The sequence below is a fragment of the Aminobacter aganoensis genome (assembly GCF_014206975.1).
Classification (GTDB): Bacteria; Pseudomonadota; Alphaproteobacteria; order Rhizobiales; family Rhizobiaceae; genus Aminobacter; species Aminobacter aganoensis.
The window spans coordinates 17,898-42,639 of record NZ_JACHOU010000008.1 but is presented as its reverse complement, the minus strand read 5'-3'; the positions used below and the strand labels follow the sequence as shown (position 1 = coordinate 42,639).

Here is a 24,742-nt window from a genome sequence, read left to right as displayed (position 1 = left end):
AGGCATGGCCTCGCTAAAAGACCTCCGCAACCGTATCGCCTCGGTCAAGGCGACGCAGAAGATCACCAAGGCGATGCAGATGGTCGCTGCGGCGAAGCTGCGTCGTGCCCAGGAAGCTGCGGAAGCCGCGCGTCCCTACTCGCAGCGCATGGGTGCGGTTCTCGCGAACATCGCCCAGGCTGTCGGCGGCGGTGGCGATGCCCCGGCGCTGATGACCGGCACCGGCAAGGACGACGTGCATCTGCTCGTCGTCTGCACTGCTGAGCGTGGCCTGTGCGGCGGCTTCAACAGCCAGATCTCGCGTCTGGCTCGCGACCACGTCCGCAAGCTCCAGGCCTCGGGTAAGACGGTCAAGATCATCACCGTCGGCAAGAAGGGCTACGATGTCCTGCGTCGCGATTTCGCTTCGCTGATCATCGATCGCGTCGAATTGCGCGATGCCAAGCAGGTTGGCTTCGTCCACGCAGACATGATCGCCAGAAAGGTGATCTCCCTGTTCAACCAGGGTGACTTCGACGTCTGCACGCTGTTTTACTCCGAGTTCAAGTCGGTGATCAGCCAGATCCCGACGGCGCAGCAGATCATCCCGGCGGCTGCTTCGGCGGCGGACGCTGCCAGCGATACCAGCGGCGGCGCCGTCTACGAATACGAGCCCGAGCCGGGCGAAATCCTCGGCGATCTCATTCCGCGCAACATCTCGGTGCAGATCTTCCGTGCGCTGCTCGAGAATGCCGCCGGCGAGATGGGTGCCAAGATGAGCGCGATGGACAATGCCACGCGCAACGCAGGCGACATGATCAACAAGCTGACGATCACGTATAACCGCCAGCGTCAGGCCCAGATCACCAAGGAACTGATCGAGATTATTTCGGGCGCCGAAGCGCTCTAGCCACGTGATGGCTCGCCGCAAGGCGGGTCCGCGTGAAACAACGAACGGACACAGAGGTTAGAACGATGGCTAAAGCAGCTACTCCGAAAGCCGCTCCGGTGGCGGAAAAGGCCCCCGCAGCAAAGAAGGCGGCGCCTGCCAAGGCAGCCGCTGCCAAGGTCGAAAAGTCGGCGGTCGTCGCCTCGGGTGCCGGCCGCGTATCGCAGGTCATCGGCGCCGTCGTCGACGTGCAGTTCGATGGCGAGCTGCCGCCGATCCTGAACGCGCTCGAGACGATGAACGGCGGCAACCGCCTGATCCTCGAAGTGGCGCAGCACCTCGGCGAAAACACTGTCCGCTGCATCGCCATGGACATCTCGGAAGGCCTCGTCCGCGGCCAGGCCGTTCGCGACACCGGCTCGCCGATCATGGTTCCGGTTGGCGACGAAACGCTCGGCCGCATCATGAACGTCATCGGCGAGCCCGTCGACGAAGCCGGCCCGGTCAAGACCAAGTCGAAGCGCGCCATCCACCAGGAAGCGCCGGCCTATGTCGACCAGTCGACGGAAGCGCAGATCCTCGTCACCGGCATCAAAGTCGTCGATCTGCTGGCACCTTACGCCCGCGGCGGCAAGATCGGCCTGTTCGGCGGCGCCGGCGTCGGCAAGACCGTTCTGATCCAGGAACTGATCAACAACGTCGCCAAGGCGCACGGTGGTTATTCGGTGTTCGCCGGCGTCGGCGAGCGCACCCGCGAAGGCAACGATCTCTATCACGAGATGATCGAGTCGGGCGTCAACAAGGACCCGCACGAGAACAACGGCTCGACCGAAGGTTCGAAGTGCGCCCTGGTGTTCGGTCAGATGAACGAGCCGCCCGGTGCGCGCGCCCGCGTCGCCCTGTCGGGCCTGACGATCGCCGAGCATTTCCGCGACCAGGGCCAGGACGTGCTGTTCTTCGTCGACAACATCTTCCGCTTCACGCAGGCGGGTTCGGAAGTGTCGGCTCTGCTGGGCCGTATTCCTTCGGCCGTGGGCTATCAGCCGACGCTGTCGACCGACATGGGCCAGATGCAGGAACGCATCACCACTACCAACAAGGGCTCGATCACCTCGGTTCAGGCCATTTACGTGCCCGCCGACGACTTGACCGACCCGGCGCCGGCAACCTCGTTCGCGCACCTTGACGCGACGACGGTTCTCAACCGCGCGATCTCGGAAAAGGGTATCTACCCGGCCGTCGATCCGCTCGACTCGACCTCGCGCATGCTCGATCCGCTGATCGTCGGCGAAGAGCACTACTCGGTCGCCCGTCGCGTCCAGGAAATCCTCCAGCGCTACAAGTCGCTGCAGGACATCATCGCCATCCTGGGCATGGACGAGCTGTCGGAAGAGGACAAGATCACGGTCGCCCGCGCCCGCAAGATCGAGCGCTTCCTGTCGCAGCCGTTCTTCGTCGCCGAAGTGTTCACCGGTTCGCCGGGCCAGTTGGTGCCGCTCGAAGACACCATCAAGAGCTTCAAGGGCCTGGTCGACGGCGAGTACGATCACCTGCCGGAAGCTGCCTTCTACATGGTCGGCGGTATCGATATGGCGATCGAGAAGGCCCAGCGCCTGGCTGCGGAAGCAGCGTAATCATCAGAGCCGCAGCGCGGGCCTTCGGTCCGCGCTGTCGCACCGATCACTGTCCGGTCTTCCGGGCAGGTCTGCTCGGAACTCCGTCCAAGCATTTGTGAGACACCATGGCTGAAGCTTTCAAATTCGAACTGGTCTCGCCCGAGCGTCTGCTCGTTTCGGAGCAGGTCGAGTCCGTCGTCATTCCCGGTGCGGAAGGTGAGATGACTGTCATGGCCAACCATGCGCCGGTGATGACCACGATCAAGCCGGGCGTCGTGACCGTGAAGGCCGTCGGCGGCAAGGAAGAGCGCTACGTCGTGTTCGGCGGTTTCGCCGATATCGTTCCTGCCGGCTGCACGCTGCTTGCCGAATCGGCAACGCCGGTGAAGGACATCGATCGCGCCGAATTGCTTCGCCGCATCCAGGAAGCCCGCGAAGACGTGTCGGATGCCAAGGACGACCAGGTTCGCACCAAGGCAGAATCCTACCTCAACCACCTGTCGACGCTGGAAGCCGCGATCTGAGGCCGTTCGGCCCGATAGCCTGCTTCAGTCGACATTCGCTCGAGCCGCCGGTAACCCCGGCGGCTTTTTGCGTTCGAAGTACAGAGAGGCTTGCGTCGCAAGTATCTGGTTCTGGTAACATTCGAGACCTCGCGCGTTCGTAAGCGATCTCTACCAGCGCCTTCGACTGTTAACCATCTTCCCCTCGGCAGTGCACACTAAGTTGTTGAAAGCACATCGAAACGACAATATTGGACGCATGTCTCGGTGTTCTCGTCGATCCCAGCCGCAGGTCGTTCTCCAAACGTTACCGGTTGTAATCAAATCTGTGCGGTTATGACTCTAAATGCGTGGAGTCTGTACAGCGTATGACTTAGAATCATTCTCGAATGGGGTGCCTAGGCGGGGGCCAAAGGCAACAAGGTCAGGAACTCGCCTGGGTGAAAGGTATTATATTAGCCGGCGGTAGCGGAACAAGACTCTACCCGGTCACGCTTGCAGTATCGAAGCAGATATTGCCGATATATGATAAACCGATGATCTATTACCCGCTCAGCGTTCTCATGCTGTCGGGCATACAGGACATCCTCGTTGTCTCGACCCCGCGCGACCTGCCGCAATTCCAGCAGCTTCTCGGCGATGGCTCGGCGTTTGGCGTGTCGTTTTCATATGCTGCCCAACCGTCTCCCAACGGGCTGGCCGAGGCTTTCATCATCGGGCGCGAGTTCATCGGCAGCAGTCCAGTGGCCCTGATCCTCGGGGACAACATCTTTTATGGCGACGGCCTCTCCGAGCGCTGCCGCGCCGCAGTTGCGCGCGAAAACGGGGCCTCCGTTTTTGCCTATCAGGTCGAGGACCCTCAGCGCTATGGCGTCGTGACTTTCGACAAGGCGACCCAGCGGGCGCTTTCGATCGAGGAAAAACCAGTGCAACCGCGTTCGAACTGGGCGGTGACGGGGCTCTATTTCTACGACAACCCAGTAGTGGACATCGCGGCGGCGATCAAACCTTCGGCCCGGGGCGAGCTCGAGATCACCGACGTCAACCGGACCTACCTCGAGCAGGGCAATTTGCATGTCGTCCGGCTTGGAAGAGGTTATGCCTGGCTCGACACCGGCACGCATGACAGCCTTCACGATGCCTCCTCCTTCGTCCGCACCATCGAGCATCGCCAAGGCATCAAGATCATGTGCCCCGAAGAGATTGGCTTCGAACTGGGTTGGCTCACCGAAGATGACGTGCTCCGCCGGGCCGCGTCGCTCGGCAAGACCGACTATGCGCGCTATCTCGAGCGCCGTGTCCGGGAGATCGCCCATGGTTGAGGTGCGGAAGCTTGGCCTGGATGGGGTTTGCGAGATCTGGCCAGCCAAAATCGAAGACGCGCGCGGGTTCTTTTCCGAGACATGGAACGCCGAAAAACTTGCGCACGCCGGCGTCGCGGTGGAATTTGTCCAGGACAACCAGTCGTTTTCGCGGGCTCGCGGGGTGATGAGGGGCCTGCATTACCAGACGCCACCTTTCGCGCAGGACAAGCTGGTGCGCGTGCTGCGGGGAGCCATCTTCGACGTTGCGGTCGACATCAGGAAAGGATCGCCGAGCTTCGGCAAATGGATCGGATTGACCCTTTCGGACAGGGACTGGAACCAGATCCTGGTGCCCAAGGGGTTCGCGCACGGCTTTGTCACGCTCGAACCCGACACCGAGGTCGTCTACAAGGTTTCAGCCCCCTATTCGCAGCCGCATGACCGTTCGATCCGCTTTGACGATCCCGACATCGGGATCGATTGGCCGGTGGCTGTCGCCGAGATGGTTCTGTCAGCCAAGGACGCGGCGGCTCCCCGCCTGAACGAAGTCGAAACCGGGTTCGTATACGCGTGAGACAAGCTCTTCAAACAGTCATGGTCACGGGCGGCGCCGGCTTCATCGGCTCTGCCGTATGCCGGCATCTGATCGGCACGGGCAACTATCGGGTCGTCAACCTCGACAAGTTGACCTATGCGGGGAACCTGGCGTCCCTGCGCGACATAGACGGGAATTCCAACTACGTCTTCCGTCAGGCCGACATCTGCGACACAGACTGCGTGCGCCAGATCCTGGCTGACGAGAAGGTCGAGCTGATCATGCACCTGGCCGCCGAGAGCCATGTCGACCGTTCGATCGACGGGCCGATGGACTTCGTCACTACCAATGTTGTCGGCACCGCAAGCCTGCTGTCGGCGGCACTCGACCACTGGCGCGGCCTGAGCGAGGAGAGCCGCAGGGGGTTCCGCCTCCATCATGTCTCGACGGACGAGGTCTTCGGCGACCTGCCATTCGATTCCGGCGTCTTCACCGAGGAATCGCCCTATAAGCCGTCATCGCCCTATTCGGCCTCAAAGGCGGCATCGGACCACTTTGTCCGGGCCTGGCACGAGACATATGGCCTGCCGGTCGTCCTGTCCAACTGCTCCAACAACTATGGACCCTACCATTTTCCGGAGAAGTTGATCCCGTTGGTGATTGCCAACGCGCTCGACGAGCGGCCGCTGCCCGTCTATGGCAAGGGCGCCAACGTGCGCGACTGGCTTTTTGTCGAGGATCATGCCCGGGCATTGGAAGCAGTGCTGACCAAAGGCAAGGTCGGCGAGAGCTACAACATCGGCGGCCGGGCCGAGCGCACCAATCTCGAGGTCGTCGAGACGATCTGCTCGTTGCTCGACGCATGCAGACCAAGGGCCGGCGGTCGCTCACATCTCGATCTCATCGCATACGTTGCGGATCGTCCCGGCCATGACAGGAGGTATGCCATCGACCCGACCAAGAGCGAAGTCGAGCTCGGCTGGGCACCCCGGGAGACATTCGAAAGCGGCTTGGAGAAAACCGTCGACTGGTACCTGGCGAATGGCTGGTGGTGGCGTCCGATCCGTGCGCAACAATTCGACGGGAGCCGGCTGGGGCTGGTGCGGTCGAAGTGAGAATTCTGGTAACAGGAACATCTGGACAACTGGCGTGTTCCCTCGCAGCGCGGGCGCGGGAGCAGGCGGAGATCGTGCTGGTCGGTCGCCCCGATCTCGACCTCGAGAATCCGGCGACATTGGCTCCCGTCCTGAAGTCGGTCGCGCCTGACATGGTGATCAATGCGGCAGCGCACACAGGTGTCGACCAGCAGGAAAACGAGTCCGAAAGAGCTTTCAGGATCAACGCCGAGGCTCCGGCGGAACTGGCGCGACTGACAAGGCTTGCCGGCATTCCGATCGTCCAAGTGTCCACCGACTACGTCTTCGACGGCAGGTCGAACAGGCCTTATGCCGAGACTGACGGCGCCAACCCGCAGACGGTCTATGGCCGCAGCAAGCTCGTCGGCGAAGAGGCGGTCCGTGCCGGCAATCCCGATCACCTGGTGGTCCGCACGGCCTGGGTTGTCAGTCGCCATGGCCGCAATTTCGTCAAGACGATGCTGTCGCTGGCTGCGGCACGCGAGCGGATACAGGTGGTCGCGGACCAGTTCGGCAACCCGACCTGCGCCGACGACCTGGCCGATGGCCTTTTGGCGGCGGCAGGCGTCTGGCCAAGCCAAAAGGGTTTTCCACAGGGTCTCTACCATCTCGCCGGCCAGGGCCGCGCCAGCTGGTTCGAACTTGCAAGCCACGTGCTCGCGGCCAGTGCTTTGCGTGGCGGGCCGTCGGCAGTGGTCGAGCCCGTCAGCGGCGAGCAATGGCCGACCAAGGCCGTCCGCCCGGCCAATTCGGAGCTGAACTCCGATGCCTTTCAACGCGATTTCGGGTTTCGAGCGGGAGACTGGCGGGAGAGGGTCGAGGCGCTGGTGAAAACCTTGGTCCAACAATCATGAAATGGTGAATCAGATATCGCTGTGTGCCTCTTTCGCGAAGCGGACGAAAGTCATGTTTGACAAAAACCAGTCGACAGCGCTGCCAGACCAACATACGAACTGAACTACGTCATAGGATTGATCAATATGGCCAAACGCAATGGCAAAACGGCGCACAAATACGAATACGATATTGATCTGGGCAGCGATGTAGCACCAGCTCGCGTGCTCCGGATGGTTGGAACTGGAAAGAAAGTACTGGAAATTGGAGCAGGTCCGGGCTCTATCACGCGACATCTTTCTGGGACGCTTGGCTGCGACGTAGTCGCATTGGAGATCGAACCCGAGGCATTAGAAAAGCTGAAGCCTTTTGCGCGGAGCGTGTACAAATTGGATCTTAACGACCCCACGTGGCACCAAAACATCGAAGACCTGGAGGGGAAATTTGACGTCGTCATCGCGGCGGACGTTCTGGAACATGTTTACGATCCCTGGAGGGTGCTCAACGGCATGAAAGCCCTGCTCAACGACACAGGATCGGTAATCTTATCCATTCCTCATGTGGGGCATTCTGCTGTTGCGGCGTGCCTCTTGGACGAAGATTTTCAGTACGGCCCTTGGGGCCTTCTGGATAAGACGCATATCCGCTTCTTCGGTATCAAAAACGTGCAAGCTCTTATTCAGTCCCAGGGACTAGAAATCGAGCAGGCGGAGTATGTTGTTCGTACGCCTCAGATGACCGAATTTGCGCACAGGTGGGCAAGGCTTCCCGAAGACGTCCGGAATGCTCTCGAGCGTAACCGCTATTCGCATGTATACCAGGTGGTTACTAGGTCGGTACCACGAGAGCGTGCAGTTGGCAAAATAGATCTCATGAGTGTGGACGTTCCTGCTCCGGAAAAGAAGGTGGCGTCTTATTGGGAATCGGTCATGTCTTCGTTTTCCCCGGGGAACGATAGCGACTTACGATCGACCATGGGGGACGGCGTCGCTGTCCGTGTGCACTCCGGCAGGACACCCATTGGGCGTTTCGCTCGGCGGTTGTTTGGTTCATAAGCGGAGTGGATTCCGTGCTAGCAAAGAGTGACCGTGATCGCGTTAAGCTAATCGCGTTTTATCTGACGCAATTTCATCCTATTCCAGAGAATGATCTATGGTGGGGTAAGGGCTTCACTGAGTGGACCAATGTGACCAAAGTTGGCCCCCAATTTGCGGGGCACTATCAACCACATCTTCCTGCCGACATGGGTTTCTATGATTTGCGGGTGCGGGAAACTCGCCGAGAGCAGATCCAGCTTGCCAAGTTGTTTGGAATTGATGGTTTCTGCTACTACTACTATTGGTTCTCCGGAAAGCGGTTGCTTGAACAGCCACTGGACGACATGCTGGGAGATCGTCAAAGCAACATGCCCTTCTGCTTGTGTTGGGCCAACGAGAACTGGACGCGCCGGTGGGATGCGGCCGAGCAAGAAGTCCTTATTGCCCAAAAATACCAAGCTACGGATGACGTCGAATTCATCAAAAGCCTCATGCCGTTTTTTGAGGACCCGCGATATATCCGGGTCGATGGCGCTCCACTTCTGCTCGTGTACCGTCCACAGCATTTGCCAGACTCACGGCGCTCTGTAGAGGTCTGGCGGCAGTACTGCGCCAAAAAAGGCTTTCCGAATTTGCATGTCGCGTGCGCACTCACGCATGGCAACTGGGACCACCAGGCCTATGGCTTCGACAGTGGGGTGGAATTTCCGCCTCATAACATGACGGCAGCCAACCGAGCTACGGAACTCAATTTCTTCGCTCCCTATGAGGGATATTGCCCCGACTACAAGGACGTTGCAGAGATGTACCTTGCCCGCAGATACGACGATGCCAACAGTGGGTTCAGGGGAGTTTTTCCATCTTGGGACAATACGGCTCGGCGAGGTGCGCGGGGAACAGTGATCCTAAACGGGACGCCGGAAAACTATGAATACTGGCTGTCCGAGGCAATTCGCAAAACTGTCGAGGACTATCCCGGGAAGGAGCGCCTGCTTTTCATCAATGCGTGGAACGAATGGGCAGAGGGTTGCCATTTGGAGCCTGACCGAAGGTACGGGCACCAATTTCTTGAAGCAACCGCACGCGCTAGACAAGGATCTAACTACATGAAGTGGACGCACAGCGGTATTCCCGCCGAGGCTTCCGATGGTCACGAAGCCCAAGCGCAATTCACATATTTCAAAGTTAAAAAGAAAAATGCGGCAAGTCGCGCCTGGAAAAAAATGAGGTCTAAGTTAAGGTCTCTGGGATAAGCGTAGATATGGGCGACTATATTCAAGATATTCGCAATCGCTATCTCAAAGTGGTTGCCGCATCGCTTGATGGTTCGATATGCGAGGATCCACCGCTGCCTGCGAGCGGGGCAGTGGCATATGACGCCAACCTCAGGGCTCACGGTTGGGACTGGCCTTCACGCGCTTTCACCATGGTCGGATCAAAGCGCCTGGAGAATGTGAGGAGACTTTTGGAATCCGTGATCGGCTCGGATGTTCCGGGAGATTTCGTGGAGACCGGCGTTTGGAGGGGCGGAGCAAGTATCATGGCCCGTGCGGTGTTACAGGCATATTGCGTAACGGACCGCAGAGTTTTTGCTTGCGATTCGTTCGAGGGTCTTCCGCGCCCGAACCCCGACAAGTTTCCAGTGGACGAAGGCTCCGTCTTCCATAACTACGTAGACTTGTCGGTATCCTTGGATGCCGTGAGATCAAATTTTGCGAAGTTTGATCTGCTCGATGACCAAGTCGTTTTTGTAAAAGGGTGGTTTCGTGACACCATGCCGACGCTCCCATGCAAAAACGTAGCGGTGCTACGACTCGACGGTGATATGTACGAATCTACTATCGATCCGCTGGTCCATCTCTATGACCGTATTCCAACCGGTGGCTGGGTAATAGTTGACGATTACAACGTGGTGCCGGCCGCCAAGCAGGCAGTCGATGACTTCCTTCAATCGCGATCGCTAGATTTGAGAATGGAACCTATAGATGGTGTCGGGGTGTGCTTTCGAGTGCCTTGAGCTCTGCGGGAGTTGTCGCTCTGAGATGCGGACAATAATATGAACTTCGACATCGATCTGATCGTCGTGAGCTACAATAGCGGTTCGGTTCTTGGGCCGTTTCTTGGCAGCATCCCCGACTTTGTGAATGTCATCGTTGTCGACAATGGCAGTTCCGATGGTTCCGTCGCGGTGGCGGCGGCTGCCGGCGTCGAGGTTGTCGAAATCGGCGAAAACGTCGGTTATGGCAGCGCCTGCAACGTGGGCGCCGCTGCCGGCGACGGGGCGTTCCTGCTGTTCGTCAATCCGGACGTCAGGTTCGAACCCGGCGCCATCGAGGCGCTGGTGTCGGCTGCGGCTTCCTACCCACACGCTGCCTTCAATCCGCGCTTCTATTCAGGTACGCGCCGTCGCTTCAGGCGCTGGTCGAGGCTGCTGCCGGCCTCCGATTTCTGGCTTGGGGCGCCGCCCGACAGCGATTGCGACATTCCGGTTCTGCATGGCGCGTGCATCTTCATCCGCCGCGAGCATTTCGAACGGGTTGGCGGCTTCGACCAGAACATTTTCCTGTTCCATGAGGATGATGACCTCAGCTTGCGCCTGCGGCAGGCTGGCATCGGGATTCGGCTCGCTGCCGCGGCTGTGATCGATCACGCCGAAGGCTGCTCCAGCGCCCGATCGGCACAGTCCGGACGTATCAAGGGCGAAGCCATGGGCCGTTCGCTCGTCTATGTCATGAACAAGCATCACCTGCGCCTCGACCTGCCGGCGGAGCGCCACCGCTCGTGGCTGAAGCTGATGGCGCCCCATGTGCTGTTTAGCAGCGCGCGGCGTTCCAAGCTTCTCGGCTTCCTGCGCGGCCTCAATGCTCGCCCGATGGACAATGCCGGCGGGCGTTCATGAGCGAGCGCGCCGGGGTTCCATGGCGCGAGCAGGTGTCATGGCCGCGCAAGCTGTGGGCCTTGTTGCGCCGTGCCGTCCGGCCCGGAACCTGGCATTCCGCAACGGGCGCTCGGATGTATGATTGCTATGTCGGCAATGCGATGGGACGTTACCCGCCTACCGACCACGTGCCGATTTCAGCCGAAGAGCCGCCGCAGGCCGACGTCCGGCTGATCGCCTACTACCTGCCGCAGTACCATGCGATCGAGGAAAACGACGCGTGGTGGGGCAAGGGGTTCACCGAGTGGCGCAACGTGGCGCGCGCGTTTCCTGTCTTCGAGGGCCACTATCAGCCGCGGCTTCCGGGAGAACTCGGCTACTACGACCTGCGCCTGCCGGAAGTCATGGAACGACAGGTCGAACTTGCCAAGCTCCATGGCATCTCGGCCTTCTGTTTTCATTTCTACTGGTTTGGTGGCAGGCGGCTGCTCGAGAGGCCGCTCGACCACTATCTGGAGACGACGAGCCTCGATCTGCCGTTCTGCCTGTGCTGGGCCAACGAGACGTGGTCGCGGCGCTGGTCCGGCCGCGAGCAGGACGTGCTCATGGCACAGAGGCATTCGGCCGAAGACGACATCGCCGTCATTCGCGGTCTCGACAGGTATTTCCGCGATCAGCGCTACCTGAAGATCGACGGCAAGCCGGTTTTCACGATCTATCGTGCCAGCCTCTTTCCCGACCTAAAGGCAACCATTGCGCGCTGGCGCGACGAAATGGAACGGATGGGCTATCCGGGCATCTATTTGATCGCGACCAACGCCTTCGATTTCGCCGGCCACGAGCAATATGGCTTCGACGCCTTGTCGGAGTTTCCGCCGCACCAGGTCCGCACAACCAACATCGAAAAGGGCCTGGCAGTCTCCCATTTCAGGGATGGTGGCCGAATTCGAAACTATGCCGATGTGGTGGCTGCCGAAAAGGCCAAACCGGCGGGGCAGGGCGTGGTCCATCCGGGGGTCATGCCATCGTGGGACAACAGCGCGCGTCTGCCCCGTTCCGCCCAAATCTACCATGGATCGACACCCAAGCTGTTCGAGCAGTGGCTGACGCAGGCCATGCAGCGCGCATCGAAAAATCCTCCCGACCAGCGCCTGGTTTTCATCAACGCCTGGAACGAATGGGGCGAGGGTGCGTATCTCGAACCCGATCTGAGATATGGCTATGCCTATCTCGATGCCTGTGCTGCCGCCATTCGGGTCCATGCGGACCAGGCAAGGGCCAGCGCCATCGAGACCTGACCTTTCCGCGCGGCACGCCGGGGATCGCCCAGCGTATCTGAATCATGCTGCCAGCGCTTCCTTGCGGGCAACGAGGCGGACACCGGTGTCGGCGTCGAACAGATGCACATGGTCCAGGTCGGGGACAACCGAAATGGCCTGCCCGGGCCGCACGTCGATGCGCTCGCGGAACACGCCGACGACGTTGTTGTCCCCCAGCTTGGCGAACACCTGGGTTTCCGAGCCGGTCGGCTCGATGACCTCAACGGTGAGCGGGACAGAATTGGCGCCGCCAAGCACGAAGTGCTCAGGACGGATGCCGTAGATCGCCTGGCGACCGGCGCCGTCGGCCGGGACGTTCTTGAGCGGAAGCCGGTAGCCGTCGTCGGTGATGAAGGCCTTGCTGCCGTCGGCGGCGATGCGTCCGCTAAGGAAGTTCATCGCCGGTGAGCCGATGAAGCCGGCGACGAACAGGTTGACCGGGCGGTCGTAGAGGTCGAGCGGCGTGCCGATCTGCTCGACGATCCCGTCATGCATAACCACGATCCTGTCGGCCATGGTCATTGCTTCGATCTGGTCGTGGGTGACGTAGACGGTGGTGGTCTTCAGGCGCTGGTGCAGGGCCTTGATTTCAGTGCGCATCTGGACGCGCAACTTGGCGTCGAGGTTGGAAAGCGGTTCGTCGAACAGGAAGACCTGCGGGTTGCGCACGATGGCCCGGCCCATGGCGACGCGCTGGCGCTGGCCGCCGGAGAGCTGGCGGGGGTAGCGCTGGAGCAGCGCCGTCAGGCTCAGCATTTCGGCGGCGTTGCGAATGCGCGTGTCGATGTCCGCCTTGGGAACGCGGGCGAGTTGCAGGGAAAAGGCCATGTTGTCGTAGACGCTCATGTGCGGATAGAGCGCATAGGACTGGAACACCATGGCGACGTCGCGGTCCTTGGGGGCGACGTGGTTGACGACGCGATTGCCGATCTGGATGTCGCCGCTGGTGACCGTTTCGAGGCCGGCGATCATGCGCAGCAGCGTCGATTTTCCGCAGCCGGAGGGGCCGACGAGAATGACGAACTCGCCATCGGGGATGTCGATCGAGACGCCGTGCAGGACGGCGGTCGTGCCATAGGATTTACGGACGTCACGGATATCGATCTGGGCCATCTTCTGTCTCCCTCAGGATGCGGCGTTGGTGGATTCGACCGGCGCGAAAGACGCGCCGGTCGTAGCGTCAGTCGACCGCGGGCGGCAGCGGCAGATCGATCGGCTCGTCGAAGCTGCGGCTGAGCTTGCCCCAGCCCGGGTCGCGCATATGGGCTTGCAGGCCGGCGCGCTCGACCAGGGCGCGGGCCTCGCGCTCGCCGAAATCGAGCGCGTCGCGGACATCGGTGGTCAGCACCTTGCGATCCTGCATCAGGATCTTGCCGTCGACGATGACGGTGTCGACGTCCGATCCGACCGCCTGGTACATCAGGCGGTGCACAAACATCCAGTTCGGCGTCAGGTGCGGCTGGCGCATGTCGAGGATGGTGACGTCGGCCTTCTTGCCGGCTTCGAGCGAGCCGATCTCGTGTTCGAGCCCGAGCGCCCTGGCCGCATCGACGGTGATCATTTCGAGCAGCTTGCCGGGCGGCAGTAGATACTGGTCTGCATGTAGGAACTGCTGGCCGAACTGGGCCATGCGCGCCATCTGGAACATGTCGAACGGCCGGCGCGGCGCGGTTCCATCCGAGGTGATGGCGACATTGACGCCCTTCGAGATCATGTCGAGGATCGGCGCGCGGCCACCCGGCGAATGGGTCATGTGGGTGCCGGTCTCGGCAAGGATATCGACCTCCTCGTGCGACAGGCCGATGCAGTGCTGCAGGTGCACGTCCGGGCCGAGCAGGGCGTTTTCCTTGTCCTGGAACGCCATCCGGACATGGCCGGCGAAGGCGTCGGAATGGATGCGGACGCCCCATTTGCGGGCGGTCTCGCGCACCCGGCGCGCCTGCATGCGGTCGTCGTCGGTAAGCCTGGTCGCCTTGTCGGGCGTCGTCGGGTTTGACGGGTCGACCGAAGGCACGATGGTGAACGGGGTCAGGTAGACCTTGATGCGGCCATCGGCGCTGCCATTGCAGGCTTCGATCACCGCTTCGGCGCCTTCGATCATCTCTTCGAAGCCGATGTTCCGGCGCTCCGGCCTGCCGCTCTCCCAGCGCGTGACCGGATGCGGCCAGGGCAATCCTGTCGGCCCGACGCAGAGGATCTCGCGAATGCCCACTTCCGCATAGGCGCGGGCGTGATTGATGCCGAAGACCGGATCGTCGCTGCGCGGCATCGAGGCGATGATGCTGGCGCCGGTGGTCACGCCGGCGCGCAGGCGTTCGAGGCCCGAAACCAGGCCGTCGGCATACCAGAAGTCGCGCGTCGTATAGTGGAAATAGGTCGGGGTGACGATGCGCATCCACACCGACGGGCTGTCGGCGCCGATCGTCTTGATCAGCGAATGGCCGGCGTGGCCATGAGCATCGACGAGACCAGGAATGATCAGCTTGCCCCGGCAGTCGATCACCTTCTTGCCGGCGTGCTTGGGTTCGAGGTCGGCCGATGTGCCAACCTCGACGATGCGGTCGCCCGAGATGGCAACCGCGCCGTCCTCGATGATGCGGCGCTCGCGGTCGACCGCGATGACGGTGCCGTGAAGCAGCAGAAGGTCGGTCATGGCTGGAATCTCCGCAGGGCGTTCGGCAGGCGTTCGACAGGCGTGTCCTGGTTCCAGGGCATTGCGCGCCGTCCGAAGCTGGCTGCCATGGCAAGCACCGAAGCGTATTCGGCAAGGGCGATATCGGGCTGGGCGTGCAACCAAGCAGGGTCGAAGATCGGCATGGCGAACTGGCCGCTGTGCATCTCGACCCACACTTTGGCGTCGGGCATCAGCGCCATGATCGCTGCCCAATCGAGGACGCCTTCGCCGATGGGCGCGAGGTATCGGCGGATGCCGCCGTCCTGGAAACGGACGATGGCATCATCGACGTGAACCTGGGCGACATAAGGCGCCACCCGTTGTGCCGCCTCAAGCGGGTCTTCGAGCCGACAGACGACATTGACCGGATCGAAGGCGATGGCGAGCAGGTCCGGGCCGACCGTCCTGACCAGCGACACGACTTCCGAGGTGGTGATCTCCTCGTGGGTCTTCAGCAGCAGCTTCGACCTGCACTCACGCAGCACCGGTGCGCAGCGCAGCAGCATCGCCGCAAGTGACTGGCGCTGGTCGTGCCAGCTCACGGTGTCATGGAACCGCTCCTCGATCATGCCGATGACGAAGAACATGTCATGGATGCCGATGTCGGCAGCGAGGCGGACCAGGCGCTTGACGCCCGTCTCCAGATCGCCGCCGCCTGCCTTGGCCACGGCTTCGCCACGGAAGGGCAGTGCAGGGTTGAGCACCCCCAACATCGAGGAGATGTAGAGACCAAGACGGTCGGCCTCGGTACGCACGGCACGCAGTTCAGCCGGATCGAGGGCCGGGCTCAGGTCGATCAGCGAGTTGAACAACACGCCCTTGAGGCCCTTCTGGGCGGCGGAGCGCAAGGCTTCGCACGCGTCCAGGCTGCGGCCCTCAGGCAATGAACTCTTGACGATGCCGATCATGCCGCGGCCTCGAGCGGAAGCTGCAACTCGTCGCAGATGGCGCGAAGGTGGGCCGTGCTCTTTCTGATGGTGGCGACGGACTCCTCATAGTCGAAGGGTGCCGCGACATAGGCGTCCCAGCTCGGCACCTCGCCCGATGCGATGCGGCCGGCATAGGCCTGCACGAGTTCGAGGAAGGCGGCATATTCGTCGATGCCGAGATCGGGATGATTCGCCAGCCAGCCGCGGTCGAAGACCTCGAGCAAGGTGTGGCGCGGCACGAAATTCGCTTCGCGCGGGCCGGCGCATTCCAGCGACAGGTTCAGTGTCGGGTTGTGCGCGGCCAGCACCTTCAGGACCTCGCGGAAATCGACGACGCCATCGCCGCAGGCGCGCGACTGGATGGTGACGCCGCCCGGGACATGGGCGAGATAGGCGTCCTTGATGTGCGTCTGCCGGACATAGGGTGCGACACGGCGAGCGGCGAAGACCGGATGCTCGGCGCGCTGCATCGGGTTGAGCGTGTCGAGCACGACGCCCATGACGTCTTCGCCGACGGCCTCGATCAGGCGCAGCAGCTCGAAGGTGGTGATCTCCTCGTGCGTTTCCATGTTCATGTGCACGCCCAGGTCGCGGGCGATCGGCGCCAGCTTGAGCAGGAAGCTCTTCGTCGCCTCGAGCTGTTCCGGCCAGGTCACGTCGGTGCGGAAGCGGTCGTAGGCAAAACGGGCGCTGTAGACCGGCTTGTAGTTGGCCGTGGCGATCCACAGCTCGGTGCAGCCGATGGCAACGCAGGCTTCCATCATCCGACGGAACCCCAGGACGATGTCGCCATCGCCGACCAGGCGCAGTTCGGGCGCCTCCGGGCTGGCATAAGGATTGACCTTGCCGAGGCCGGTCTCGAGATACATGCCAAGTTCGTCGGCACGGGTCCGGATGGCACGAAGTTCGCCGAGGTCGAGCGTCGGGCTCATGTCGAGCACGGTGCGGTAAAACAGGCCGGCCATGCCCAGGCTCTTGCCGTGGTCGAGACTGCCGACGGGGCCGCGCTTTGCGGCCTCGGGTATCTTGCGGCCGTCGATGCCAATCCTCATGCCGGATCTTCCCTCTTTCAGGTTTGTTGGATGCGGTCGGCGCCAGCGTGGCGCCGGGTTATTTCATGCCGGAGGTGACGAGGCCGCGAACGTAGTAGCGCTGCAGCACGATCGACAGGATGACGAGCGGTATCGTCACGGCGGTCGCGGCGGCAAACAGCGGACCATCCATCGGCGAGTTGGGGATCGACTTGAGGTTGGCGATGGCCACCTGGGCGATCTGCTTGTTGGGATCCTGCATGATGACGAGCGGCCAGAGATAGGCGTTCCACGACCAGATGAACTGGATCAGCACCAGCGTCGCCAGGGTGGGGCGCACGTTGGGCAGGGCGATGGAAAAGAAGATGCGCAACGGGCTGGCGCCATCCAGCCGGGCGGCCTCTTCCATCTCGACCGGGATGTCGCGGAAGGCCTGGCGCATCAGGAAGATGCCGAAGGGGTTGCAGGCGAAGGGCAGGAACAGTGCCGGATAGGTGGAAACCAGCCCGAGCCAGTGCATGATCCGGTAGAGCGGCACGATGATCGCCTCGACCGGCACGAACGCCGTCAGCAAAAGCAACCCGAACACGACATCGCGGAACGGAAAGTTGAGGCGGGCGAACGCATAGCCGGCGAGCGACGAGGTGATCACTGCGACGCTGACCTGGCCGCAGGCGGCGATCAGTGTATTGAGCAGGTTGCGCTGAAAATTCAGCTCGCTGAACAGATAGACGTAGTTTTCGAGCGTCGCCTTGAGCGGCACGAAGGACGACCACGACAGCGGATAGGTTCCGGTGATGATGTCGTCGGTCGACTTGAGCGACGACATGGCCGCCCACAGGATCGGAAAGGCGAACACCGCGCCGACCACGGCAAGCAGCAGGATGCTGGCGCCATGGTGCAGGAAGGCGGCACGGCGCGCGGTGCGGTCGATGCCATTTTCAGCCTGCAGGGTCAGGGAGGATGCGGTCATGGCCTATTTCTCCTGCTGTCCGCGCAACAGGTAGCTTTGCGCGAGCGTGACGATGGCAAGAACCGCGAGCATGCAGACGACGCTTGCAGATGCCGTGCCCTGGGACTGGAACTCGAAGCCCTGGAGGTAGGAGTAGAGCGCCAGGTTGGTCGTCGCTCCCTGTGGGCCGCCCTGGGTCATGATCAGGATCGGGGTAAACATGCGGGTGGCGGTGATCGTCACCATGAACAGCGCCACGACGATGCTGGGGCGCAGCTGCGGCAAGGTGATCTTGCGGAAAATCTGCCAGTCGTTGGCACCGTCGAGTTGGGCCGCCTCGTGCAGTTCGCGCGGTATGGCCTGGAGCCCGGCGAGGAAGATCAGCAACGGCAAGCCGACGTCCTTCCAGACCGTCATGACGACGATCGACACCAGCGCCTGGCTGCCGCCGGTGAGGAAGGGTTGCGTTGGCAGGCTGGCAGCGTGGAGGATGGCGTTGAACAGGCCACTGCTGGGCTCGTACATCTGGTTCCAGATGAGCGCGGTCACCGCCTCGGATGCGGCGAGCGCACCGATCACCGCGTTGCGGGCCCAGGTCGTTCCGGGCAGGCGCCGGTCGAGCAGCACCGCGAGCAGCAGTGCCAGGGGAATGGTCAGCGCCAGCATCAGGACGATGTAGAGGAAGGTGTTGAGCAGCGCGTAGCGGAAGGCCGGATCGGCGAAGATGTCGGAATAGTTGCCCAAGCCGACCCAGCCGGTCGACGACTGGTCGAACGGACTGAACGATTGCAGGCTGTTCAAGACAGCGGTGATCAGCGGAAGATACTGGAACAGGGCGAGCGCAACGACCGCCGGCAGGATCATCGCCGGGCCAAGGATCATGTTGCTGTTCGGGCCGGTCCACTGCCGCTTCTTGCGCGCAGGTGCCGTCGTCGGTTGCATGGAATTCTCCTCCGCTTGCTCAGGCGACATCGCGCGACGGCCCGTGGTCCGTCGCGTCAGGCGTGATGGCCTTCCGGTCAGCGCCGGTACTTGGCCAGCAGGCGGTCGATCTTGGCGGCCGTGTCGGGTAGAACCTTTGCCGGATCGGCCCCGAGGGCGATGTCCTTCACCGCCGGGTTCATGGCGTTGAAGTAGTCGAAGTAACCGGGGCTGCGCGGCACGCTGTAGGAAGCGTCGGACAGGGCCTGGGCCATCTTGAACGGCTGCTCCGTGGCGAACACGCTCATCTGCTCGCGCAGCGAGGTGCGCGACGGCATCGACCCCCAGGTCTTGTGGAAGGCGAGCCGGTTCTTGTCGTTGCAGAGATAGGACAGAAGCGCGACGGCTTCGGCGGGGTGCTGGGACTTGGACCAGACGAGTGGCGCATCCGAGCCGTTGCCGTTGAAGACGATGTTGCCCTTGGGCGGCAGAGACACGCCCCACTTGAACGGGGGCTCCTTGCCAGGCACGCGGAAGCGGTTGGTGAAGTTGAGGCCGCCGAAATAGGTCGCGGCGAGCCCGCCGGGATACTGGTTCGGAACGGGGCCGAGCGGGGTCAGACCCTTGGCGAACAGGCTCTGATAGAACTGCATGCCCTTGATCGCCTCGGGCGTGTCGATGTGGCCTGAGACGGTAAAGCCGTCGTCGCTGATGCCCATCAAGGTCTTGTAGGCGGCCGAATCCTTGGCCGCGTTCGGATCGCCCTGGGAGCGGATCCAGATGCTTTCGAGTTGGCTGTAGTTGGCTCCCGGGCCGCCATTGCCCTGGCCGGCGGCCGCAAGTGCCCAGGACTGATTGTCGCCGGCTTCCTTGAGCTTGGCGTTCATCTCGACCAGATTGGCGACGAGCTCCTCGTCGGTCCAGCCGCCGTCGAGGCCGGTGACCTCGGGCGGGGTCTGCATCTTGACCTTTTCGAACAGGTCGCGATTGAAATAGAGCATCATCACGCTGGTTTCCCAGGGCACCGAATAGAGGTTGCCGCCGGAGGATGCCGCCGCGCGCAGGTTGGCCGGGATGTCGTTGATGTAGTCGGCGCTGAAATAGTCCTGTACCGGCAGGGCGACGTTGCCGGCGTGGTAGGCGTCGGTGAAATCGGTGCGGCCCATCATGATGTCGGGCGCATCCCCCGATGCGATGTAGACCAGCAGCTTCTTTTGCAGATCGCCGTAAGGCACCTTCTCCTCGACGATCGAAATGTTGGGATAGGCCGCCTTGAATTCGGCATAGGCGGCTTCGAGCAGTGCGTTGACGTCGGGCGTGAAGTCCTGGCGCATGAAGCGCAGCGTCACCGGTTCGCTGGTCAATTCGGGGCCGGCATACCCGCCGAGGTCGAGCTTGTAGCTGCCTTGGGCACTGGCGCTGCCGACCAAGCCCCGGGATGCGATGGCTCCCGTGAGTGCGGCTCCTGCCATGCCTGCCAGAACAGTGCGTCGAGATACCTTGCCCTGATTTTCGAGATCTTTTTGCACGGCCATGTTTCCTCCTCATGCCTGCTTGATTGACGCAATGCGGCAGCCTTCGGCTCCCCGGGCGAATGCCCAGGCCGGCAAAGAAACCGCTCCTCACTCCCAACGTCATGCACCCGAATGCCCGCTTCCATCCGATCTTGGATGTTAGAGGATTGGATACAAATACAGAAACGAGCGTGAACCGCTGCAGGGATATGCTGGCTTGCTGTCGAGGCGAGAAACCGGCCGAAAAAGCTAAGTTTTCTCACCGGGAGCCTACAGGTGTAGGATCGTCCGGGCTGTTCAGTTTGTTTCTGTCAGCGCAGACTTGCATCTATTGGATACATAATCAACATGTTTTTGATACAAGATTGTACACAAAAATGCGTGGGCCAAGACGGCAGCCTGGGTGGTGCTGCCTGCCGCAGGCCCTGGCATGGCGAAGCGAGATTTGATCGTGGCAATTGGCCCGGGCGATTGAGCGGTCGGCGCGGCCGAGGTCATGCGCGCTGCCATTGTCGCGGCGCGGATTTGCAGGTCGTTGGAAGGTCGCCTCGACGGCAGAGGCATGCTGGCGCATGCCAATGTCAGGGCATACGGAGCGATCCAAGCTCGCAGCGCCTCCCGAAGCCGGCGGGTTTATCCCTATGCGGCATGGCAGGCGACGTTGGCGCCGCTGGCCGAGCGTTTCAGTTCGGGCCGCTCCCTGCTGCAGATGTCCATCGCCAACGGGCAGCGCGGATGGAAGGTACAGCCGCTCGGCGGATTGAGCGGGCTCGGGATATCGCCACCCAATGGCGCGCGGTCGCGTTTCGGCGCTTCCAGGTCAGGCACGGTTTCGAGCAACAGCCTGGTGTAGGGATGCTGGGGATTGTCGAGGATGAGTTCGCCCGGTCCTTCCTCGACCAGCCGGCCGAGATACATCACGCCGATGCGGTCGGTGAGGAAGCGCACGACCGACAGATTGTGGCTGATGAACAGGTAGGTCAGCCCCAGCCGCTGCTGGAGGTCCTTGAGCAGGTTCAGCACCTGTGCCTGCACCGACACGTCGAGCGCGGAGGTCGGCTCGTCGAGCAGCAGCAATTCGGCTTCGGCGGCAAGCGCGCGGGCGATCGAAATGCGCTGGCGCTGGCCTCCGGAAAACTCATGCGGATATTTGTCAGCGTCGCTGGGTGCCAGGCCGACGGTGACCAGCAATTCACCGATGCGTTTGCGGCGCTCGGTGCGGCCGAGTTTTTTTGCCATCGGTTCGGCGATGCTCTGGCCGATGCGCCAACGCGGGTTGAGGCTGCCAACCGGATCCTGGAACACCATCTGCAGGCGGACGCGCTCGCCGCTGGCCTTGCTAATGTCGACCGATCCGCGGGTGGGTTTTTCCAGCCCGGCAACGAGGCGTGCCACCGTCGACTTGCCGCAACCGGACTCGCCGACCAGCGAAAAGGTCGTGCCGGGACTGATCGCGAAGCTGACGCCGTCCACAGCCTTGACGCTGCGCCGCGGCGCACGGGTCACCAGCCGTTGCAGGAGGGGCGCCGAGACGTCGAAGGTGCGGCCAAGATTGGCGACCTTGAGCAAGGGTTGTTCGGTGACGATTGCGTTCATGCCCCGGCCCCGTCGATCCACTTGCCGTCCCGCGCGACGACAAGGCCGCGCTTGACGACAAGCGCGCGCTTCGGCCGGTCGACGACGATCTGGGCGAGGTTCTCGCCTTCGATCAGGACCAGGCTGCCGTCGCACCCGATCTCCAGCCCGTGGCCGTCGAGATCGAGCAGGTCGGCGCCGCGCCTGGTGCCCATGTCGAGGGCTGCGGTGAGCTCGGCATCGGTGCGGCAGTTGCTGCGCCAGGACAGCAGCCAGCAGCGTTCGAGCATGTCGCCATTGCCGTGCGGGTTCCAGGTGTCGCGCAGCGAGTCGGACGCGACCGCACAGCGGACGCCATATTCGGCGAGCTCGAACATCGGCGGGAAGGGGATGTCGCCGGGTACTGCAGAGATGATGCCGATGCCAGCCTCGGCGAGCAGGTCCATGGTGCGGGCAAGCTCGTCGCGCGATGCGGTGCCCAGGCAGAAGGCATGGCTGACGATGACCTTGTCCTGCATCCCGAGCGCCTTGGCGCGCTCGGTGATGAGGCCCAGCTCGTAGAGCCCGAGTTCGCCGCGTTCGTGCAGGTGGATGTCGATCTTGGCCTGCTTGCGATGGGCGATGTTGAAAATGGTATCGAGATGGCCCTTGGCATCCCCGTCGACACTGGCCGGATCGATGCCGCCGATGATCGAGGCGCCTTCGTCGAGGGCGGCTTCCATCAACTCGGCGGTGCCGGGTTCGATCAGCATGCCGAGCTGCGGGAAGGCGACGATCTCGAGGTCGACCGCATGTTTCGTCTTCTCCCAGGCGGCAAGCACGCCATGAAGATTGTCGAGCTTGTATTCGGGCGAGATGTCGACATGGCTGCGGATGTGGGTCGAGCCATTGGCGACGCACTGGCGCATCAGATTGCCGGCGCGCTCGGCGACCGACCAGGGCAGCGTGCGGCGGATCTCGACCTCGTTGTCGATCATCGCGCGCAAGGAGTCCGGCACGTTGATGCCGTGCCAGGGCAGGCCCCACAGGATCTTGTCGAGATGGACATGCGCCTCGACGAAGGGAGCGATGGCGATCGCGCCTTTGCCGTCGACGACCTTGACGCCATCGCGCGGCTTGATGTCGGGGCCGATGGCCGAGATCAGGCCGTTTTCGATCAGGATGCTGGCCGGGGCGCCGGCGTCGGGACGAACATTGGTGAGCAGGAGATCGTTCATGATGCGGGTCTCAGCGGAGGCGGGGGTTGAGGACGTCGCGCAGCCAGTCGCCGACGATGTTGACGGCCAGCACCAGAAGGACAAGTGCGGCACCGGGGAACAGCGCGATCCACCATTCGCCCGACAGAAGCAAGTCGTTGCCGGCGCGGATCAGCGTGCCCAACGAGGGCTGCGACGGCGGCATGCCGAGGCCGAGGAAGGACAGGATCGCCTCGGTGAGGATGGCGACGCCAAGGCCCAGCGTGGCGAGGACCAGCACCGGGCCGATGGTGTTGGGCAGGATATGGGCCAGCAGGATGCGGAAGCCGCCGACCTCGCTGATGCGGGCAGCCGCAACATAGTCCTTGCGGCGCTCGATCATGGTGGCGGCGCGCACGGTGCGGGCGAACTGCACCCAGTCGGCAACGCCGATCGCCAGGATAACGACGTAGAAGCGCATCTCCTCGCGCATGCCGATGGGCATGACGATCTTGGCGACGCCGTCGATGAAGAAGGCGATCATGATCGTTGGGAAGCTCAGCTGGATGTCGCCGAGGCGCATGATGATGGTGTCGACCCAGCCGCCTAGATAACCGGCGATCAGGCCGAGGGCGACGCCGATGGTCATCGAGAATGCAACGGCGGCGATGCCGACGAGGATCGACACGCGCATGCCGTAGAAGATGGTGGAAAGGATGTCGCGGCCCTGCTCGTCGGTGCCGAGCAGATAGGTCGAGGAGCCGCCGTTAATCCACGCCGGCGGCAGGCGCGCATCCATGATGTTGAGCGTTGCCGGGTCGAACGGATTGTGCGGGGCAATCAGGTTGGCGGCGGCGGCGCAAAAGACCAGCGTCACCAGCACGACGGTGGCGAAGATGACCGGCGGCGAGGTCCTGAATCGCCAGGCCAGTTCGCTGTTGCCGATTGCTTTCAGTCGGAGGACAAACTGGCTCATTTTGCACGCAACCTTGGATCGACGGCGAGATAGATCAAGTCGACGATCAGGTTGATCGTGACAAAGCTGAAGCCAACGAAGGCGAGATAGGCCGCCATCACCGGGAAGTCGGCGAACTCGATTGCCTGGAGGATGAGCATGCCCATGCCCGGCCACTGGAACACCGCCTCGACGACGATGGCGAAGGCAATCAGCGAGCCGATCTGCAGGCCGGTGATGGTGATGACCGGAAGCAGGCTGTTGCGCAGGGCATGCGTCAGGTAGACGGCGCGGTCGGAAAGGCCGCGGGCGCGGGCGAACTTGACGAAATCCGTCCGCACCACCTCCAGCATCTCGCCGCGCACCAGCCGCATGATCATCGACACCTGGAACACGGCGAGCGTGATGGTCGGCATGATCAGCGCCTTGACGCCGGAAGCTGTGAGCAGGCCGGTCGTCCACCAGCCGAGCGTGACCACGTCACCGCGGCCGAATGCCGATAGCCAGCGCAGCTCGACCGAGAAGACGAGGATCAGCAGCATGCCGATCAGGAACTGCGGCATCGAGATGCCGAGCAGCGAGCCGAACTGCAGGGTGCGGCTGACGAGGCCGCGCGGCCGGAGCGCGGTGTAGACGCCCATCGGAATGCCGACGGCAAGGGCGATGATCGTGGCGCACAGGACCAGCTCCAGCGTCGCCGGCAGGCGGGCGAGGATCAGGTCGACCACGGGTTGGCGGTTGCGGTAGGAAACGCCGAAATCACCGACCACCGCACGTTCGACGAAACGCCAGAACTGGACGAATGTCGACTGGTCGAGACCCAGGGCGACACGCAGCTCCTCGCGCTGGGCAAGCGTGGCGTTGACGCCGAGGATGTTGTTCACCGGGTCGCCGAGGAAGTTGAAGATGGAGAATGAAAGCGCGGACACGACCAGCATCACGAGGACAACGCTGGTCAGTCGCGTGGCGAGCAAGGAAATCATCTC

At 62.3% G+C, this 24,742-nt stretch carries 23 protein-coding genes; 12 read left to right on the top strand and 11 right to left on the bottom strand.

Annotation, left to right across the window (positions count from 1 at the left end):
* Positions 1-4 precede the first annotated feature (4 nt).
* The 12 genes from GGR00_RS16315 to GGR00_RS16260 all read left to right on the top strand — a co-directional run bounded on the left by GGR00_RS16315 (position 5) and on the right by GGR00_RS16260 (position 12,009).
* Complete coding sequence (locus GGR00_RS16315; RefSeq protein WP_055974908.1) at positions 5-889, top strand: F0F1 ATP synthase subunit gamma; 885 nt, start codon at positions 5-7, stop codon at positions 887-889.
* Between the two features lie 65 nt (positions 890-954).
* On the top strand, positions 955-2,502 hold the full coding sequence (gene atpD / locus GGR00_RS16310) for a F0F1 ATP synthase subunit beta (RefSeq protein WP_055974905.1): 1,548 nt from the start codon (positions 955-957) through the stop codon (positions 2,500-2,502).
* A gap of 107 nt (positions 2,503-2,609) precedes the next feature.
* Entirely contained in the window at positions 2,610-3,008 is a 399-nt protein-coding gene (locus tag GGR00_RS16305) for a F0F1 ATP synthase subunit epsilon (protein WP_055974902.1), read from the top strand.
* Positions 3,009-3,427: 419 nt separating this feature from the next.
* Positions 3,428-4,309 (top strand): glucose-1-phosphate thymidylyltransferase RfbA, encoded by an 882-nt coding sequence (rfbA, locus tag GGR00_RS16300; RefSeq protein ID WP_055974899.1) that lies wholly within the window; start codon positions 3,428-3,430, stop codon positions 4,307-4,309.
* Positions 4,302-4,865: a dTDP-4-dehydrorhamnose 3,5-epimerase gene (gene rfbC, locus GGR00_RS16295; protein ID WP_055974896.1), complete on the top strand. Its 564-nt coding sequence runs from the start codon at positions 4,302-4,304 to the stop codon at positions 4,863-4,865. The genes rfbA and rfbC overlap by 8 nt, the downstream gene beginning before the upstream one ends.
* Before the next feature lie 20 nt (positions 4,866-4,885).
* Positions 4,886-5,941, top strand: coding sequence for a dTDP-glucose 4,6-dehydratase (gene rfbB, locus GGR00_RS16290; RefSeq protein WP_055974893.1), 1,056 nt, complete (start codon positions 4,886-4,888; stop codon positions 5,939-5,941).
* Complete coding sequence (gene rfbD, locus GGR00_RS16285; RefSeq protein WP_343065570.1) at positions 5,878-6,816, top strand: dTDP-4-dehydrorhamnose reductase; 939 nt, start codon at positions 5,878-5,880, stop codon at positions 6,814-6,816. The genes rfbB and rfbD overlap by 64 nt, the downstream gene beginning before the upstream one ends.
* A 126-nt stretch (positions 6,817-6,942) precedes the next feature.
* The gene (locus tag GGR00_RS16280; protein WP_082496528.1) at positions 6,943-7,851 is read left to right on the top strand and encodes a class I SAM-dependent methyltransferase; all 909 of its coding nucleotides are present in this window, start codon (positions 6,943-6,945) and stop codon (positions 7,849-7,851) included.
* A gap of 14 nt (positions 7,852-7,865) precedes the next feature.
* Positions 7,866-9,086, top strand: coding sequence for a glycosyltransferase WbsX family protein (locus GGR00_RS16275; protein ID WP_162244917.1), 1,221 nt, complete (start codon positions 7,866-7,868; stop codon positions 9,084-9,086).
* An 8-nt stretch (positions 9,087-9,094) separates the two neighbouring features.
* Positions 9,095-9,850: a TylF/MycF/NovP-related O-methyltransferase gene (locus tag GGR00_RS16270; protein WP_082496526.1), complete on the top strand. Its 756-nt coding sequence runs from the start codon at positions 9,095-9,097 to the stop codon at positions 9,848-9,850.
* 39 nt (positions 9,851-9,889) lie between these two features.
* The gene (locus tag GGR00_RS16265) at positions 9,890-10,732 is read left to right on the top strand and encodes a glycosyltransferase family 2 protein (RefSeq protein ID WP_055974877.1); all 843 of its coding nucleotides are present in this window, start codon (positions 9,890-9,892) and stop codon (positions 10,730-10,732) included.
* Positions 10,729-12,009 carry a glycosyltransferase WbsX family protein gene (locus GGR00_RS16260; RefSeq protein ID WP_082496525.1) on the top strand — a complete coding sequence of 427 codons (1,281 nt, stop codon included), beginning with the start codon at positions 10,729-10,731 and terminating at the stop codon, positions 12,007-12,009. Before GGR00_RS16265 ends, GGR00_RS16260 begins: the two co-directional genes overlap by 4 nt.
* Before the next feature lie 42 nt (positions 12,010-12,051).
* Here GGR00_RS16260 and GGR00_RS16255 read toward each other — a convergent pair whose 3' ends face one another.
* From GGR00_RS16255 to GGR00_RS16205, 11 genes are all read right to left on the bottom strand, one after another.
* Positions 12,052-13,143, bottom strand: coding sequence for an ABC transporter ATP-binding protein (locus GGR00_RS16255; RefSeq protein ID WP_055974870.1), 1,092 nt, complete (start codon positions 13,141-13,143; stop codon positions 12,052-12,054).
* A gap of 67 nt (positions 13,144-13,210) precedes the next feature.
* Entirely contained in the window at positions 13,211-14,683 is a 1,473-nt protein-coding gene (locus GGR00_RS16250) for an amidohydrolase family protein (protein WP_055974867.1), read from the bottom strand.
* Positions 14,680-15,612: a sugar phosphate isomerase/epimerase family protein gene (locus tag GGR00_RS16245; RefSeq protein WP_055974864.1), complete on the bottom strand. Its 933-nt coding sequence runs from the start codon at positions 15,610-15,612 to the stop codon at positions 14,680-14,682. Before GGR00_RS16245 ends, GGR00_RS16250 begins: the two co-directional genes overlap by 4 nt.
* A complete protein-coding gene (locus tag GGR00_RS16240) occupies positions 15,609-16,685 on the bottom strand; it encodes a sugar phosphate isomerase/epimerase family protein (RefSeq protein WP_184700007.1) in 1,077 nt (358 codons plus the stop codon). Before GGR00_RS16240 ends, GGR00_RS16245 begins: the two co-directional genes overlap by 4 nt.
* 58 nt (positions 16,686-16,743) lie before the next feature.
* Complete coding sequence (locus GGR00_RS16235; protein ID WP_184700006.1) at positions 16,744-17,637, bottom strand: carbohydrate ABC transporter permease; 894 nt, start codon at positions 17,635-17,637, stop codon at positions 16,744-16,746.
* Between the two features lie 3 nt (positions 17,638-17,640).
* The gene (locus tag GGR00_RS16230) at positions 17,641-18,558 is read right to left on the bottom strand and encodes a carbohydrate ABC transporter permease (RefSeq protein ID WP_184700005.1); all 918 of its coding nucleotides are present in this window, start codon (positions 18,556-18,558) and stop codon (positions 17,641-17,643) included.
* Positions 18,559-18,635: 77 nt separating this feature from the next.
* Positions 18,636-20,072, bottom strand: coding sequence for an extracellular solute-binding protein (locus GGR00_RS16225; RefSeq protein ID WP_184700004.1), 1,437 nt, complete (start codon positions 20,070-20,072; stop codon positions 18,636-18,638).
* A 618-nt stretch (positions 20,073-20,690) separates the two neighbouring features.
* Positions 20,691-21,647, bottom strand: a complete 957-nt coding sequence (locus GGR00_RS16220) for an ABC transporter ATP-binding protein (RefSeq protein ID WP_184700003.1) — start codon at positions 21,645-21,647, stop codon at positions 20,691-20,693.
* Positions 21,644-22,843, bottom strand: coding sequence for an amidohydrolase family protein (locus GGR00_RS16215; protein ID WP_184700002.1), 1,200 nt, complete (start codon positions 22,841-22,843; stop codon positions 21,644-21,646). Before GGR00_RS16215 ends, GGR00_RS16220 begins: the two co-directional genes overlap by 4 nt.
* Positions 22,844-22,853: 10 nt before the next feature.
* Positions 22,854-23,777 carry an ABC transporter permease gene (locus GGR00_RS16210; protein WP_055974845.1) on the bottom strand — a complete coding sequence of 308 codons (924 nt, stop codon included), beginning with the start codon at positions 23,775-23,777 and terminating at the stop codon, positions 22,854-22,856.
* Positions 23,774-24,739 carry an ABC transporter permease gene (locus GGR00_RS16205; RefSeq protein ID WP_184700001.1) on the bottom strand — a complete coding sequence of 322 codons (966 nt, stop codon included), beginning with the start codon at positions 24,737-24,739 and terminating at the stop codon, positions 23,774-23,776. Before GGR00_RS16205 ends, GGR00_RS16210 begins: the two co-directional genes overlap by 4 nt.
* Positions 24,740-24,742: the final 3 nt, after the last annotated feature.

Bases quoted from the DNA above. Each gene is read 5' to 3' on its own strand.
- GGR00_RS16315 (WP_055974908.1), top strand. From the start codon at position 5: ATGGCCTCGCTAAAAGACCTCCGCAACCGTATCGCCTCGGTCAAGGCG.
- atpD (WP_055974905.1), top strand. From the start codon at position 955: ATGGCTAAAGCAGCTACTCCGAAAGCCGCTCCGGTGGCGGAAAAGGCC.
- GGR00_RS16305 (WP_055974902.1), top strand. From the start codon at position 2,610: ATGGCTGAAGCTTTCAAATTCGAACTGGTCTCGCCCGAGCGTCTGCTC.
- rfbC (WP_055974896.1), top strand. From the start codon at position 4,302: ATGGTTGAGGTGCGGAAGCTTGGCCTGGATGGGGTTTGCGAGATCTGG.
- rfbB (WP_055974893.1), top strand. From the start codon at position 4,886: ATGGTCACGGGCGGCGCCGGCTTCATCGGCTCTGCCGTATGCCGGCAT.
- GGR00_RS16280 (WP_082496528.1), top strand. From the start codon at position 6,943: ATGGCCAAACGCAATGGCAAAACGGCGCACAAATACGAATACGATATT.
- GGR00_RS16270 (WP_082496526.1), top strand. From the start codon at position 9,095: ATGGGCGACTATATTCAAGATATTCGCAATCGCTATCTCAAAGTGGTT.
- GGR00_RS16265 (WP_055974877.1), top strand. From the start codon at position 9,890: ATGAACTTCGACATCGATCTGATCGTCGTGAGCTACAATAGCGGTTCG.
- GGR00_RS16260 (WP_082496525.1), top strand. From the start codon at position 10,729: ATGAGCGAGCGCGCCGGGGTTCCATGGCGCGAGCAGGTGTCATGGCCG.
- GGR00_RS16255 (WP_055974870.1), bottom strand. From the start codon at position 13,143: ATGGCCCAGATCGATATCCGTGACGTCCGTAAATCCTATGGCACGACC.
- GGR00_RS16250 (WP_055974867.1), bottom strand. From the start codon at position 14,683: ATGACCGACCTTCTGCTGCTTCACGGCACCGTCATCGCGGTCGACCGC.
- GGR00_RS16245 (WP_055974864.1), bottom strand. From the start codon at position 15,612: ATGATCGGCATCGTCAAGAGTTCATTGCCTGAGGGCCGCAGCCTGGAC.
- GGR00_RS16240 (WP_184700007.1), bottom strand. From the start codon at position 16,685: ATGAGGATTGGCATCGACGGCCGCAAGATACCCGAGGCCGCAAAGCGC.
- GGR00_RS16235 (WP_184700006.1), bottom strand. From the start codon at position 17,637: ATGACCGCATCCTCCCTGACCCTGCAGGCTGAAAATGGCATCGACCGC.
- GGR00_RS16230 (WP_184700005.1), bottom strand. From the start codon at position 18,558: ATGCAACCGACGACGGCACCTGCGCGCAAGAAGCGGCAGTGGACCGGC.
- GGR00_RS16225 (WP_184700004.1), bottom strand. From the start codon at position 20,072: ATGGCCGTGCAAAAAGATCTCGAAAATCAGGGCAAGGTATCTCGACGC.
- GGR00_RS16220 (WP_184700003.1), bottom strand. From the start codon at position 21,647: ATGAACGCAATCGTCACCGAACAACCCTTGCTCAAGGTCGCCAATCTT.
- GGR00_RS16215 (WP_184700002.1), bottom strand. From the start codon at position 22,843: ATGAACGATCTCCTGCTCACCAATGTTCGTCCCGACGCCGGCGCCCCG.
- GGR00_RS16210 (WP_055974845.1), bottom strand. From the start codon at position 23,777: ATGAGCCAGTTTGTCCTCCGACTGAAAGCAATCGGCAACAGCGAACTG.
- GGR00_RS16205 (WP_184700001.1), bottom strand. From the start codon at position 24,739: ATGATTTCCTTGCTCGCCACGCGACTGACCAGCGTTGTCCTCGTGATG.